We start from the raw sequence: 14,453 nt of genomic DNA on the forward strand, positions 1-14,453 counted from the left end.
TGCGCCTTGTTCTCGCTCGGGTTAGCAGCGAGCGCCACATTTCTCAAGGACATGTGCAGCACAATCGCCTTAAAGTTGACGGCTCGTGCGACAGGAACATGATGTGCTCCGACGCGCGCTCGATGCGCTGAAATCCCGCCTCGATCATCGATCCGTCGCCTGCTTTCGGTGAAGCGGCTGCTTGGACTCGGGCGAGGGCGATCTTCAGATGCTGAAGCCGTGCAACAGAGCTGTTGGGCAGATCGAGACGTCACCGGAGGCGTGTTCGATGATCGCTCAGCTGAAGCGGAGGGTAGACCGCCTTCATCGCGGAGCATCAAATCTCGTGGTGCGGGCAGCCGGGGTCGAACCGGCACAGCGCTTGCGCACCGAGGGATTTTAAGTCCCTTGCGTCTACCAATTCCGCCATGCCCGCTTGATCCAACGAGATCAAACACTTAAGTCCATCCTGGCCGTCTGGAATTGGCGCGTTGCGAGCCCGGAGGGACGGTTCTTCCTTAAGCGAGCCGGGCGCACAAGGCAAAGCCTCAATCCGGACATCTGTTGTTGCTTTAGGCATTCTCAATCCACGGGGACTATTCATCCGGCATGGCTGCTTCGTTTTCCACTTCGCCGCGCGGCTTCGGCGCGCTCCTCGCGCTGCTTGCGGCCGGCGCCGCGCTGTCCGGCTGCGCCGGCATGAGCGAGACGGTCGCGCCGGCCTTTGCCGATCCCGCCAAATACGAATTGTACGACTGCAAGCAGCTGGAGACCGAGCGCAAGTCGCTCGCCAAGCGCACTGACGATTTGCGGGGGTTGATGGAGAAGGCGGAGACCGGGACGGGTGGCGCCGTGGTGTCCGAGCTCGCCTATCGCAACGACTATGTTGCCGTGCGCGGGTCGGCGCAAATGGCCGAAGACGCCTGGCGCCGCAACAAGTGCCGGGAAACGCCGCCGGAGGCGACCCCGCCTGCCACGCAATTGTCGCCCGCGGCGGCTGCCAAGCCCGCTTCGAAATCCGGGAAAACGTCCCGCTGAGGCGCCGCGCTGGCGGCGCTTCGCATCAGGGCCGCCAGCCGTAGATCCAGTCCTGCCGCGCCAGCATGCGGTCCGGGCCGAGCGCGCGGATCGCAAGATCGCGTGCGGCCGCAAGCGGCCCGCCGAGATGATAGATGCGGCCCTGCTGCCGCGCGGTCCGCTGCACCCGCCGCACCCGCGCCTGACGGGCACGGCCGTATTGCGTCAGCGCAGCACTGATGCCTGCCGTGCTCTCGGCGGCTTCAAGGCTCAGATGCCGGGCGAGCACCGCGGCATCCTCGATCGCCATGCCGGCGCCCTGGGCCGCAAAAGGCAGCATCGCATGCACGGCATCGCCGAGCAGCGCCACCGGACCTTTGCTCCAGGGGCAGCCGTCGGGCACGCCGAACAGCGCCCATTTCCGCCAGCTGTCGACCGTGGCCAGCATCATGCGCGCCGAGGCCGGCCAGCGCGGCGCGGCGAAGGCGTCCATCACTTCCCGCGGATCGCCGGGCGTGCTCCAGCCCGGCCTGTTCCAGGTGCCCGGCAACACAGCGACCACGTTGATCTGGCGTCCGCCCGCGATCGGATAGGCGACGAGATGGGCATTCGGCCCCATCCACAGCTGCACCCGGCGCGCGGTGTAGTCCTTTGGCAGTTGCGTGGCATCCAGCGTGCCGCGCCAGGCGATCAGCCCGGAGAAGCGCGGCTGCACCTCGGGAAACAGATGCTGGCGGACCGTCGACCAGATGCCGTCGGCGCCGATCAGCGCGCTGGCGAGATCGCTGCGGCGGATCGTGCCGCTGCGATGGACCACCGTCAGCCCCTTGGCATGAGGCGCGACATCTTCGAAGGTCGCGCCCAGCTTGAGGTCGATGTCGGGATGATCGGCGACAGCACCGGCCAGCGCGGATTGCAGGTCGGCGCGGTGCACCACCCAATAGGGAGCGCCGGCCCGCAGCGAAGCTGCCTCGCCGAGCGGCATGCGCAAAAGCTCGCCGCCGGCCCGCGCGCTCATGATCGAGACCGCCTCCGGGATGACGGCGCGCAGCCTGAGGCGCTCGGTGAGGCCGAGCTCGACCAGCACGCGGCTGGCATTGGGGGAGAGTTGCAGGCCGGCGCCGACTTCCTCGAGCCGCTCGGCCTTTTCCAGCACAACGATGCGGAAGCCGCGGGCTGCCAGCGCCAGCGCGGCCGTCAGTCCACCGATGCCGGCACCGGCGATGACAATCGTGCGGGAGAGCGCCACCCCTGACCGATGGAAACGGTCAGGCCACCTTGTCCTTCAGGACGCATTCCGGCGGGCGGGCTTCGCCCGCCTTCAGATCGGCCGCGAAGCGGTACAGCGTCGAGCAGTAGGGGCAGATGATCTCGTTGTCGTTGCCGAGGTCGAGGAAGACGTGCGGATGGTCGAACGGAGGGTTGGCGCCAACGCACATGAACTCTTGCGAGCCGATCTCGATGACGGGGACACCGGCATCGTTATGGAAGTGCGGGACGACATGGTCGGACATCGTAACTCATCCTGGAGTGGCAATGGCGGCAGACACAATCACGAACTGACGCGGCATCTTTAAGGCGCCGCGGACCATACTGGTGGGTGTGGATGATTGCTAGTCCAGCGGAACCGAAAGGTTCGCAATTGCCCCATGCTCATTTGCTCATGCAAATTCGACACAATCTTAAGGCCTGAGAGAAGCCCTTCTTTCGTCGGGGACGTTGTGTCGCAATTTTGGCATACTATGTCTGTGGACGAGCAAATTTGCGCCGAATGACGAATCGACCGGCGCAAGGGATCCCAGGGACTTCCGGGCTTTTCCACATGAAGTGGCTGCGAATCACCACAGCGTTGACCGGTATCGCCGCGTGCGGCTTCATGCTCGCGCAGGTAGCACCGCACGCGCGCGAGGCCGGCGCGATCCTCGCCGCCCAGGATGATCCGGCCGTGCTCTCCGAGCTGAAGCTCGATGCATTGCTGCGGCAGAACGACCATCTGGTTCAGGACAACATCGAGGCCGCACTCGCCGCCGGCGATGCGGATCTCGCCGACAGTTTTGTCGCGCTCGCGCGCGACCGCAACATCGCGCTGCCCGACGACCTCCTGGGCCGCGTCAATGACGCGGTCAAAGCCGAAAGCTCCACCTCGCATTTCGCCAAACGTTTCGCCACCGGCCTCGTCACCGGCAATGCCGACGATGTCGCGAGCCTCTCGGGGACGGTGGCGGGCGATCTCTTCGTGATCGGCGACATCAGGGACGTGGTGCGCGAGGGCAAGCATCTTGCCATGGGCGAGGACACCGACCGGCTCGTGCTCGGGCTTGCGGCGGCCGGCCTTGCGGTGACGGCGGCAACCTACGTGTCCGTCGGTGGTGCCGCGCCGGTGCGCGCCGGACTGACGCTGGTGAAGGATGCACGCAAAGTCGGGCGGCTCGGCGAGGGGCTGGCGGTCTGGGCCGGCCGTTCCGCGCGCGAGGTCGTCGACACGCCGGCGCTGCGGAATGCGGTGGTATCAGGCTCGGTGCTGCGGCCGGGCGAGACCGTCAGCGCGATCAAGGCGGCGTTCCGGGCCGAGAAGGCCGGTGCGCTGGTCCGGCTCGGCAAGGATGTCACGCGCGTCGCCGAGAAGACCGGCACGCGCGGGGCGATGGACACGCTGCGCATCGCCGAAGGTCCCAAGGATGTCGCGCGCGCGGCGCGGCTTGCCGAAGCGCAAGGCGGCAAGACGCGCGCGATCATGAAGCTTTTGGGTCGGGGCGCCCTGCTGCTGATCGGCGGCGCGTTCAATCTGGCGCTCTGGCTGCTCAGCGCGGCACTGACGCTGTTCGGCCTTCTCTCCTCCATCAAGGCGACCACCGAGCGCCTGACCCAGGCCTGGTGCGATCGCAAACGGGCGCGGCGGCTTCGCCGTGCCCGGATCGCCGCGGAAGCTGCTCTGGCCAACGCGGCCGTCACGGCGTGAGGCGCGCGGCGCTCCAGGCTATTGTTTGAGCATGATGTTGCCGGAAAACCGCTGCACGCTTTGCCGGATCGTGCTCTAAGATCAATCACTCCCCACAACACCACGGAACTGCTGATGCCGAGCTTTCACAACGGCGCCGTTGAAATTGCCTATCTCGATGAAGGCGAGGGCGATCCGATCATCCTGGTGCACGGCTTTGCCTCGAGCAAGAACGTGAACTGGGTCTATCCGACCTGGGTCTCGGAGCTGCGCAAGAACGGCCGCCGCGTGATTGCGCTCGACAATCGCGGCCATGGCGAAAGCGCAAAGCTCTACGAGCCCGCGCAGTATTCGATCCCGACCATGGCCGGCGACGTGCTTGCGCTGATGGATCATCTCGCCATCCCGCAGGCCGACATCATGGGTTATTCGATGGGCGGACGGATGGCGGCGTGGCTCTCCCTCAACGAGCCGCAGCGCCTGCGCTCGGCAATCCTCGGCGGCATCGGCATCGGCGGCCTGATCGAGGGCACGGGCCCCGGCGAGAACGTCGCCAAGGCGCTGGAAGCGCCAGATCTCGACGACGTCACCGATCCCGTCGGCCGCACCTTTCGCGCGTTCGCCGATCAGACCCGCTCCGACCGCCGTGCGCTGGCCGCCTGCCTGCGCGGCACACGCGACCTCATGACGAGGGACGAAGCTGCGCGTATCGACGTGCCCGTGCTGATCGCGGTCGGCACCACCGACGACGTCGCAGGAAGTGCCAGCGCGCTCGGTGCCATCATCCCCGGCTCCGAAGTGCTCGACATTCCGAACCGCGACCACATGCGCGCGGTCGGCGACAAGGTCTACAAGACCGGCGTGCTGGATTTCCTCTCGCGCCGCGGCTGAGGCATGGTGTCTGAGGCCAGGAGGTTGTTGCCCCGCTATCCTGAAATGTCCCATCACAAGGGGCTGTCCGCTCCCTTCAGGTCCGCGCGAACCCGGGGCGCTTGCACGTAAGATGCCCCCCGCGTGAGGCGGCTATTTTGGGAGGCGACTGTAATCTATGCCCAGCCCGGGCGCGTCGCTCCGCCTCTTCGACTCGAAGGCGGAGATCTTCCAGTTCTGAGAGTCGGGAAGAGAGGTCGTTCAGCCGTTGGGCGAAGAGGATCGCGCAAGACTCCTTCATCAACGCCTCCCGCTCCAAGCTCGGGCCGACTGCGTTGCCCTAGGGGATGGGCGGCGGGAAAACAGGATACCCGTCCAACCGTTCCACTTGCCGTTGAGGCTATGACTTTCGGCATATGGTCCTAACCTGGCGAGGACACCAAAATTCTCGAAAGAGAGACTTGGCTGGTACGCCGGCCAAATCTCGATTTTTGGCATCGAGGTGCTTGTATGTCCTTTGACGCGATGGCCGCGGCGGTCGATTGGTTAGATGCCTACCGCGCCGGCGATGTTGACACGATCTTGCGGATGTACGCTGAAGATGCGGTCATCGTCTGCGGTTGCGGTTGCACGAAGACCATTACAGGGCCCGAAGGTCATCGCGCGTATTGGGTCGATCGGATGATCCAATATCCTGCGTCGAAGCTCGACAACTTACAGCAGGCGGAGGAGGGAGCGCTGATCTCTTACGTCGTGCGTGAAGGCCTGGTCAGCGCGGTCTTGAAGTTCAACGCCGCTGGCCAGGTAGCGGTGCACACCTGCGGACCTTCAAACTGACGTGCGATAGGAAAGCCGCCATCGCGGGCAACGGGATGCGAGCTGGTGCCTCTCCCGGGAACACGGTCCTTCCGCTCGATCGGGAAACACGTGGTAACCCATTTGTGGTTCCGGCAGCCGCGATCCTCGCTTTCCCGAGGCCCTTTTCGCCTGTGCGTTCAGGATTGGGCTCGGAGGAGCACCGCTATGAGCGCGGCAGCCAAGATCACTAGCCATATCAACGAGACGATCGTGGAGGCGAAGTGCCAATCTACGTCGCGGCGCCTGGGGTGCATTGTGTCTCCTTCCGGAGGCCGCGCGTCGGCTCAGCGGCCTCTATCGTCCTTCCCGTTGGGGCTGCCATCGCGGCCGCCATTGCCCCAGCCATTGTTGCCATGGTGCTGATGGTCGTGGTGAACCGCCCTCGCGCCAGACTGTGCAATCGCGTTGGACGTGAGGGACGTTGATAGCAAAAGGGTGATGGTCGGCGGCGTCACGGCGGCGAACTTTCCGCAGGTCTTCAAGAATTCCCGTCGGTCGTCGTCTTGGTCTGGCATTGCAGTGTCTCCAGAGGGGTAAAAGCGATTAAATCATATTAAATAAATTAAATAAATTAAATTTTGTTCCTGGGAACGGGCGGGAATTCCGGCGCCGGGCGCTGACCTTTCGGCATCCTGGAGTCCGGACCTCAGCTCGAGGCGGGTTGGAACGTCGGCAAAGGGGCCCACGAGCGGACGTGCAAGCGGGTCGCTCGAGAGTGCTTGGAGTCCGCCCAGGGGCTGCTATCGGACTCTGGTTCTTTGCCGACGCGGATAGGCTGTTGAACGCCAAGTCAGTTCCGGGTGTTGCTTTCGATGAAAGCGTTCGCTGCTCGGACGAAACCAAGCGCGATGACTCTTCATTCCAATCTCATGGCGCTTTGACGTCGTCGCCAAACCGCCGCGCCAGCGCCGCCAGCACCACGAAGGTGGCGACCCATACCATCCGCGCGCCATAGCGGTCGTGCGGGCCTGAGATGACGGCACAGATGAAGGCGTTGCCGAGCAGGGCCAGCGTCACGGTCGCCGCCAGCAGCGTCAGGTCGTCGAGCCGGCGGTTTGCCAGCGCGTTGCCGAGCAGCGCGACCAGGGCCAGCATCGAGGCCAGCGCCACCGGCACGTGCAGCCAGTTGATCGCGGTGAAGTCGAGCTGCCAATTCTGCTGTCGCGCGGAGCGCATCGGCGCGGCCTGCGCGGGGATGTAGCGCTCGATGATGCCACGGGTGTGCGGGATCCAGCCATTGGTGCCTTCGCCGGTCGCGACATGCAGCAATTGCTGGCCCATCGCCCGCAACGCCGCGCCGGCCTGCCAGGCCGGATAATCCCTGAGCGACTGCACGACGATGTAACCCATCTCCTCGTTCATGCCTTCGAAGCGGCCAAGCGTGTTGAACATGCTCTTGCCCCACAGGAACTCATCTGCCGTCGCCGGCAGCTCATTGCGATAGGGACAGAGCTTGTAGCGTTCGCGCGGGCAATGGTCGTCGAGGTAACGCGCGACGATGCCGTCCTGCATCATGCGGCCGAAGGCGACGCCGTAACCGCCGGGCGTCCAGGCCAGCTTGCCGGACAGCGCATAATTCGCCGAGACCAGCATCAGGCCGCCCGCAACGATGCTGAGGCTGGCCTGCGCCAATCCCGCCAGCGGTAGGCGCTCCTTGAGAAACGGCCGGGCGATCCAGCCCGCGACGCAAAGACCGAGCAGCACGCCGAGCGTGGCGCTGTGGGTGGCGGCGGCAAAGGCGGTGAAGACGAACAGCGAGATCTTCTCGAGCGCCGAGGTGCGGCTTGCGCCGACGACCAGGAGAAACAGCGACAGCACCGAGAGGCCGGCAAAGATGTCGGTGAGCAGCATGCTCGCAAGCCAGGGCAGCGCGGTCGACAGGATCAGGCCAAGGCTGATCGCGACGAAGCGAAAGGTCTGCATCATCGAGAGCACGCGCAGGGTGAGCTGCAACAGCCATAGCGTTGCCAGCGACTGGACCGCGAGGTTGATCCAGAAGCCAAAACTTTCGCCATAGTGCAGATAGAGGCCGAACACCGTGGAGCGGCTCGGGACGAGATAGCCCTCGTACCAGCGCGCCAGATAGCCGCCGGTATCCCATTGCAACAGCGGGTAGCCGTTCCAGAACGCCGGCGCGATCATCAGGAGGGGCAGGGCCACCGCCGCCAGACGCAGCCAAAGCGTATCCGCGGCGCGCCCGCGCAATTGATCGGTGGTGATGCTCAAATCTGCTCCCCGTCCTCGCCCCGAACCATGCTCGCAATAACGGTCGGGAGAGAATTCACCAATAGTTTGACGCCGCCCGACTTGAATTTGGCAAAACTCTGACCACTTTGAGCCAACCTTGCCGCTTGGGGGCTTCGAAAAAAATCTTTTGTTTCAACGTCTTGGCATGCTTTCGCGGGGCAAGGCGCTGTTCACTCCCAGGCAAGCCGGTCAGGACTTCGTCGCCTAAACTATGCTATAGAGCGGGCAAAACGAGCCCACTCGAAAGAGCAAATCCCAAAGAGCAAATCCATGGCAGTGCATCAGGTCAATCCGGGAGGAAAGCTCGCATCGCTCGATCCGATCTGGGATCGGATCCGGGGCGAAGCGGAGGACATCGTCCGTCGCGAGCCGGAGCTTGCGACTTTCATTTATTCGTCCGTGCTGCATCACAGCCGCCTTGAGGATTCGGTGGTCCACCGCGTCGCCGAGCGGCTCGATCACTCCGCATTGTCGGGCGACTTGGTGCGCCAGGCCTATATGGACGCGCTGCGCGACGATCCCGATCTTGGCAACGCCTTCCGCGCCGATCTCGTGGCCGTCTACGACCGCGATCCCGCGACCTCGCGCTTCATCGATCCCTTGCTCTACTTCAAGGGCTTTCACGCGATCCAGACCCATCGCCTCGCGCACTGGCTCTATCTGAGAGGCCGCAAGGATTTCTCGTATTATCTCCAGAGCCGCGCCTCCGCGGTGTTCCAGACCGACATCAATCCCGCCGCGCGCATCGGCCGCGGCATCTTCCTCGACCACGCCACCGGCTTCGTCTGCGGTGAGACGGCGGTGATCGAGGACGACGTCTCGATCCTGCATGGCGTCACGCTCGGCGGCACCGGCAAGGAGAATGAGGATCGTCATCCGAAGATCCGGCACGGCGTCCTGATCGGCGCCGGCGCAAAGATTCTCGGCAACATCGAGATCGGCCATTGCGCGCGCATCGCGGCCGGCTCGGTCGTGGTCAAGCCCGTGCCGCACAACGTGACCGTTGCGGGCGTGCCTGCCAAGGTCGTCGGCGAGGCCGGCTGCGCCGAACCGTCGCGCACGATGGATCAGATGATCAACGCGATGGGGCTTTAAGACCTGGCCTTGAAGGCGAAAAGGGCCGGATTTCCGGCCCTTTCGGTCCCCAAATTCTTTGGCAATTCATGCTGGCGGTTCGTCGCGTCTCGTCCTAAAACCCGCCGACCATTTTCGATCGGAGACTTGCCGTGGACGTCAAAGAAGTCAGAAAGTTAGATGCGTATCTGAAGCGCGTATTCGGCAATCCCAAGATCCGCGTCGTGCCGCGGCCGAAGAAGGACGATTCCGCCGAAGTCTATATCGGCGAGGAATTCATCGGCGTGCTCTTCGTCGACGACGAGGACGACGACCGCTCGTTCCAGTTCCAGATGGCGATCCTCGAAGACGATCTCGTCGATCAGGAATAGATGCGAGCGTGGTCCGGAAAAGTGCGCAGCGGTTTTCCGAAAAGATCATGCTTGAACAACAACCTGAAGCGCGATGACGATTCATCCTGATCGCATCGCGCTTTAGCGCGGTCCGGTGGCGCGATCGGTTCCGGGGTTACGCGCCCACCGCTGCGAGCATGTCGGGGATTGTGACGAATTTTTCCCGCGGCTTGCCGAGCAGGGCTCCCCTGGATTTCTCGGCAGTATCGATCACCATCCAGTCCGGATAGCTCACGACGCGGGTGACGCGGCCGACGACGCGTGCCAGCAGCGCATCCGGCGTGTCCGGGCGCGCTCGCCGATGCGCAAGATCTGCCAGCACGGCCTCTGCCGTGGCGATGCCGCAGCCGCGATTGGTGCCGATCGTGCCGTTCGGACCGCGCTTGCTCCATCCGCAGGCATAGAGGCCCTCGATCACGCAATGCCCGTTCGTGACACGTCCATTGGCATTGGCATGAACGCCGCGATGTGTGTCGTAGGGTACGCCGGTGACGGGCGCCGTCCTGCGGCCGACGCTGCCGAACACGAGGCCGCCGGCGATGTCCTCGACGGCGCCGGACCGGTGCGTCACCGAGAGGGTTTCCACCCGGTCTCGTCCGTGGATCGCGAAGGGCGAGAAGCCAAATCGAAAGACACAGTGGCGCGGCCTGGTCGCGGTCTGCTGCGAAAATCCGCGCAGCAGCGACAGCTTCTCGACCAGCTCCGGATCTGCGGGATGCTGCGGTTCGAAGTCCTTCGGCGTGACATCGCGGTCGTCGACGAGCGTGTCGCATGACCTCAATTCGAGGAAATCGCGCAATTCCTTGGCGCTGAATTTGGCCTGCACCGGTGCGCCGCGGCCGACGATGGAGATCTGGCGAATCCGGCTCGCCGCCAGCACCTCGAGCGCGTGGCGCGCGATGTCGGTCTGTCGCAGCTCGTCGGCGGTCTTGGCGAGAATGCGTGCGACGTCGAGTGCGACATTGCCGTGACCGATGATGATTGCCGCCTGATGGTCGAGATTGAAGCTGAGATCGGCGAAATCGGGGTGTCCGTTGTACCACGCGACGAAATCGCCTGCGCTGTGGCTCCCCGGCAGAGCCTCGCCCGGAATGCCCAGCGGCCGGCTCAGTTCGGCGCCCGTTGCCAACACGACGGCGTTATAGGCCTCACGCAGCTCGTCGACCGTCACATCGTCTCCGACCGTGACACCGCCGAAGAAGCGAAAGCCGGGCATGGCGGCGATGCGGTCGAACGCTGCCGTCACCTGCTTGAGCTTCGGGTGGTCGGGCGCCACGCCGAACCGCACCAGCCCGTACGGCACCGGGAGCCGTTCGAACATGTCGACCGTCACAGATGCACCCGAACGCAAGAGGGCCTCGGCCGTGTAGAAGCCGCTCGGTCCGCTGCCGACGATGGCGACGCGGACTTCGCTTGAAGCGAGGCCTGTCATCGGCCCAGCGCCTGCCGGCGTTCGTCCGCTCCGGGCAGCGCCGGCAGGCGGCCACTGATGACGGGAGTTTCGGCAGCGCGCTTGCGGTTGACGTCGATCCAGAATTTTTTGTCGGCTGCGAGGCGATAGTCGGGCTCGATCGCACCGACCGGGCAGGCCGGCGCGCAACCGCCGCAGTCGATGCAGTTTTCCGGATCGATATAGGTCATGGACTCATCGAGGTGAAAACACTCGACGGGACACACCGTGACGCATTCGGTGTATCGGCACCCCCGGCAATTGTCGGTGACCACATAAGTCATCGTCAGGCCCCGCTGACTTGGACGAGGATGTCGGAGAAGGTCGGGGCTCGGCCGAGGTCGGCGAACGCCGGCGGCGTCAGCACGTGGACCGTCGCGCCCTTGCGATTGGACCGCTGCCAGTAACCGGACGGCGCCACCACGACTCCAGGCATGATATCGGACGAAACGGTCGCAAAGGCTTCGAATGAGCCCCGATCGTTGAATACGCGAATGGGCGCGCCGGCGACGATCCCGCGCTGTGCGGCATCATCTGGATTGAGAAGCACCGCCTGTTCTTCGCCGGCCTGGGCGGTTTGCGCGGGAAGATTGCCGTAATTCGAGTTCAGGAAGGCGTGGCTCTTCGGCGAGATCAGGCTGAGCGGGTAGCGCGTCGCGAGCACCGGCGCCGTGCGCGGGTTCTCGTTCGGCGGGATGTAGTGGGGCAGGGGATCGACGGGCGTGGCATCCTGGTCGCCATTGTAGCCCTGGCGGAACAGCGGCACCACGAAGTTGCCGCCGCCCGCGATCGTCGATTTGAATTCGCACTTGCCGGAGGCGGTCGGGAAATTGCCCTCGCGATGCGGCGCCCAGTCGGCGGGCGCCGGCATGTTGAGGCGCGCATAGCCCTTGGTCTTGACGCCGTCGAGCGTGATGCCTTCGAGAACCGGATTGCTCCAGTCGAGCGAAGCTTCGATGATTTCGTCGTCGGTCCGGAAGAAAGTGGGGTCGGTGATGCCCATTGCGCGCGCCAGGCGGCGGAACAGCTCGGTGTTGGAGACGGCTTCGCCAAGCGGCGCGATCGCCTGGTTGTTGTAGGAGAGGTAAAGGTGCCCCCAGGAGAACATGATGTCCTTCTGCTCGAGCTGCGTGGTTGCGGGCAAAACGATGTCGGCATATCTGGCGGTGTCGGTCAGGAAGTGCTCGCTGACGACGGTGAAGAGATCCTCGCGTCCGAGCCCATTTTCGAGCTTGGCCTGTTCGCTCACCATCGCCATCGGGTTGGCGTTGTAGACGAACAGCGCCTTGATCGGCGGATCGAAGCCGAGTTCGCCGGTCAACGCCGGGCCGAGGCGCCAGGAGTTCAGCACGCGCATCTTCTCGGGCTGGAGGTCGGGCCGCATCAAGACGTCCCATCTGACCGGGAAGGCCCAGATCGGCAGCTGGAGCAGGCCGCCACCGACATGCTTCCAGGCGCCGATCAGCCCCGGAAGGCAGGCGATCGCACGCACGGTCTGGCCGCCGCCGGCATGCCGCTCGACCGCGACGCCGATGCGTATGACGGCGGGCGGTGTGGTCGCAAATTCTCTGGCCAGCTTGAGGATGTCGTCGACGGGAATGCCAGTTTCCTGCGACGCAAATTCCGGGGTGTAGCTCGCCGCGCGGTCCACAAGCTCGTCGTAGCCGATGGTGTATTTGTCGACGTAATCGCGATCGACCAGGTTCTCCTTGATGATGACGTGGATCATCGCCAGCGCGAGCGCGGCGTCAGTGCCGGGCCGGATCGGAATGTGCCAGTCGGCGAGGCGCGCGGTGCGGGTGCGGACGGGATCGATCACGACGAGCTTGGCGCCGGCCTTTTTTGCCTGCTCGATGAACGGCCAGTGATGCGAGTTCGTGCTCAGCGTGTTGCAGGCCCACAGGATGATGTATTTCGAGTGCACGAAGCTTTCGGGGTCGACGCCGGGCGTGTGCCCGATCGTCATCATGTACGCTGTGCAAGAGGCAGAGTCGCAGAAGGTGCGCTCCAGAACCGTCGCCCCTAACTTGTTGAAGAGGGGATCTCCGACATTCAACCCGTTGATGATGCCCTGCGTGCCCAGATAGCTGTAGGGCAGGATCGCCTGCGCGCCGTGCTCGGCGATCACTGATTTCCAGCGCGATGCGATGGTGTCGATGGCTTCGTCCCAGGAGATCCGCTGGAATTGCCGGGAGCCCTTCGGGCCGACCCGCTTCAGCGGAAAGAGGACGCGCTTGTCGCTGTAGACGCGCTCCTCGTAATTGTTGACCTTGACGCAGAGGCGTCCGCGCGTGAACGGGTGATCAGGATTGCCGCGGACGGCAATCGCCTTGCCGTCCTCGACCGTGGTCAGGATGGAGCAGGTGTCGGGGCAGTCGTGGGGGCATGCGCCTATGACCGTGGACCTCGCCATGGATCTCTCCGCTTCCTGATTCAAGACGGTCCGAAGGATGCGGCGGCCGGGCGCGCCCTGGCTTTTCAAAACGTGCGGTGTTGTTGTCCCGGACTGCTCTCGGCCGGTGGACGCCCTGCCGGTTCTCTGGCATGCTAATTGCCTGAACCGGCAATACCTCTCTACCCATACATCGCGTGATCTGGCGGAGATTTCCGATGGGTATGCTTGGCAACTCTGTCGATAAATATGTGACCGGCAGAATGCTCCAGACGTCCAACGACCGGCGGTGGGGGCATCTCCTGGCCGAACGATGGAGTCATGAGCCGGGCGACCTCCCTCCGCAATTGCCGCGCGACACCGAGATCGCGATATTGCTCCGCGGCAGCTCGGTCGTCGACCGCGAAGGCGCCGGCATGCGGCAGCGCACCTTCGGCAGGAGAGGCACCGTCTGGCTCTGCCCGGCCGGCATCCGCGAAGACTTCATCCGCGTCGAGGACCAGATGCAGGAATGCCTGCATCTCTTTCTTCCGGGCAAGCCGTTCGACGACACCATGCTCAGGGATCTCGACATCGATCCCTCGGGCATGTCGATCCGCTACGAGAGCATCGACCGGGACATGTTCATCGAGCACGTCGCGGACCGCATTCTCGCGGAGCTCGCGCAGGAGACCTCCACAGGCCGCCTTTTGATCGAAAGCCTGGGGCGGGCCTTGTCCGCCCATCTGGTGCACAGCTACGCCGCCAGTTCAGTCCGGCTGAAGCAATCCTATGCCGTGCAGAAACCGCTCGATGCGAGGCGCCTGTCGCGCGTCACGGAATTCATCGAAGCATCCGTCGAGCGCGAGTTCACCGTGAAGGACCTTGCATCTGTGGCCTGCATGAGCCCGGCGCATTTCTCCCGCAGCTTCAAGGCGGCGACCGGAACTGCACCGCACGAATATGTCAGCCGTCAGCGCCTCGATCTCGCCAAGCGGCTCCTGTCGACCAGCGATCGCCCGCTGGTCGATATCGCGTTTGCCGCGGGATTTTCCTCGCAGGCCAATTTCAACCGCGCCTTCCGCAAGGCGGTCGGCACGACGCCGAGCCATTATCGGGCGCGGAAGGGGCAGGATTGAGCCTGCCCGCATCAAGTCTGGATGATGTGGCCTTGAGATCCCCACGGGTTTTGCCCGATGGGTCAAGCTCTAATTCGGAAATAATGAATATTTAAAAATACGAAGTGCGGCCGTGACT

General features: G+C 64.2%; 14 protein-coding genes and 1 tRNA gene. 7 read left to right on the top strand and 8 right to left on the bottom strand.

All coding sequences use genetic code 11. The annotated features are described in order from the left end of the window. Positions 1-326: 326 nt before the first annotated feature. Positions 327-415 (bottom strand) — tRNA-Leu (locus tag GDN70_RS15575). 173 nt (positions 416-588) lie between these two features. Between GDN70_RS15575 and GDN70_RS15580 the strand changes: the two genes are divergently transcribed. Next, a complete protein-coding gene (locus GDN70_RS15580; protein WP_152102745.1) occupies positions 589-1,017 on the top strand; it encodes a twin-arginine translocation pathway signal in 429 nt (142 codons plus the stop codon). A gap of 25 nt (positions 1,018-1,042) precedes the next feature. On the opposite strand, the gene GDN70_RS15585 is transcribed toward GDN70_RS15580, so the two are convergent. Beyond that, positions 1,043-2,245: an FAD-dependent monooxygenase gene (locus tag GDN70_RS15585; RefSeq protein ID WP_152102746.1), complete on the bottom strand. Its 1,203-nt coding sequence runs from the start codon at positions 2,243-2,245 to the stop codon at positions 1,043-1,045. A gap of 19 nt (positions 2,246-2,264) precedes the next feature. Then, positions 2,265-2,510 (bottom strand): zinc-finger domain-containing protein, encoded by a 246-nt coding sequence (locus tag GDN70_RS15590; RefSeq protein ID WP_007602543.1) that lies wholly within the window; start codon positions 2,508-2,510, stop codon positions 2,265-2,267. 308 nt (positions 2,511-2,818) lie between these two features. Here GDN70_RS15590 and GDN70_RS15595 point away from each other — a divergent pair, with 308 nt between their 5' ends. The 3 genes from GDN70_RS15595 (at position 2,819) to GDN70_RS15605 (ending at position 5,641) form a co-directional block, all read left to right on the top strand. After that, entirely contained in the window at positions 2,819-3,955 is a 1,137-nt protein-coding gene (locus GDN70_RS15595; RefSeq protein WP_028141165.1) for a hypothetical protein, read from the top strand. 114 nt (positions 3,956-4,069) lie between these two features. After that, a complete protein-coding gene (locus tag GDN70_RS15600; RefSeq protein WP_028141164.1) occupies positions 4,070-4,825 on the top strand; it encodes an alpha/beta fold hydrolase in 756 nt (251 codons plus the stop codon). 489 nt (positions 4,826-5,314) lie between these two features. After that, positions 5,315-5,641, top strand: a complete 327-nt coding sequence (locus GDN70_RS15605; RefSeq protein ID WP_028141163.1) for a nuclear transport factor 2 family protein — start codon at positions 5,315-5,317, stop codon at positions 5,639-5,641. A 305-nt stretch (positions 5,642-5,946) separates the two neighbouring features. Here the strand turns inward: GDN70_RS15605 and GDN70_RS15610 are convergent, their stop codons facing one another. Then, a complete protein-coding gene (locus tag GDN70_RS15610; RefSeq protein WP_038949924.1) occupies positions 5,947-6,177 on the bottom strand; it encodes a hypothetical protein in 231 nt (76 codons plus the stop codon). A gap of 352 nt (positions 6,178-6,529) precedes the next feature. Beyond that, on the bottom strand, positions 6,530-7,888 hold the full coding sequence (locus GDN70_RS15615; RefSeq protein ID WP_028141162.1) for a hypothetical protein: 1,359 nt from the start codon (positions 7,886-7,888) through the stop codon (positions 6,530-6,532). A 291-nt stretch (positions 7,889-8,179) separates the two neighbouring features. Between GDN70_RS15615 and cysE the strand changes: the two genes are divergently transcribed. Then, positions 8,180-9,004 carry a serine O-acetyltransferase gene (gene cysE, locus GDN70_RS15620; protein ID WP_038949923.1) on the top strand — a complete coding sequence of 275 codons (825 nt, stop codon included), beginning with the start codon at positions 8,180-8,182 and terminating at the stop codon, positions 9,002-9,004. Positions 9,005-9,135: 131 nt separating this feature from the next. Further along, positions 9,136-9,354: a DUF3126 family protein gene (locus tag GDN70_RS15625; RefSeq protein WP_007602550.1), complete on the top strand. Its 219-nt coding sequence runs from the start codon at positions 9,136-9,138 to the stop codon at positions 9,352-9,354. Positions 9,355-9,490: 136 nt separating this feature from the next. On the opposite strand, the gene GDN70_RS15630 is transcribed toward GDN70_RS15625, so the two are convergent. From GDN70_RS15630 to GDN70_RS15640, 3 genes are read right to left on the bottom strand one after another with little or no spacing between them, the layout of a single operon-like run. Further along, entirely contained in the window at positions 9,491-10,807 is a 1,317-nt protein-coding gene (locus GDN70_RS15630) for an FAD-dependent oxidoreductase (RefSeq protein WP_152102747.1), read from the bottom strand. Further along, positions 10,804-11,109: a ferredoxin family protein gene (locus GDN70_RS15635; RefSeq protein WP_028141159.1), complete on the bottom strand. Its 306-nt coding sequence runs from the start codon at positions 11,107-11,109 to the stop codon at positions 10,804-10,806. Before GDN70_RS15635 ends, GDN70_RS15630 begins: the two co-directional genes overlap by 4 nt. A gap of 2 nt (positions 11,110-11,111) precedes the next feature. Further along, positions 11,112-13,238, bottom strand: a complete 2,127-nt coding sequence (locus tag GDN70_RS15640) for a molybdopterin-dependent oxidoreductase (protein WP_152102748.1) — start codon at positions 13,236-13,238, stop codon at positions 11,112-11,114. A 197-nt stretch (positions 13,239-13,435) separates the two neighbouring features. On the opposite strand from GDN70_RS15640, the gene GDN70_RS15645 reads away from it, so the two are divergent. Then, a complete protein-coding gene (locus GDN70_RS15645) occupies positions 13,436-14,335 on the top strand; it encodes an AraC family transcriptional regulator (protein WP_244429180.1) in 900 nt (299 codons plus the stop codon). The last annotated feature ends 118 nt before the right edge of the window (positions 14,336-14,453 follow it).

Origin of the sequence: Bradyrhizobium sp. TM102 (genome assembly GCF_009176685.1) — a bacterium.
In the GTDB taxonomy this organism is placed as follows: Bacteria; Pseudomonadota; Alphaproteobacteria; order Rhizobiales; family Xanthobacteraceae; genus Bradyrhizobium; species Bradyrhizobium ottawaense.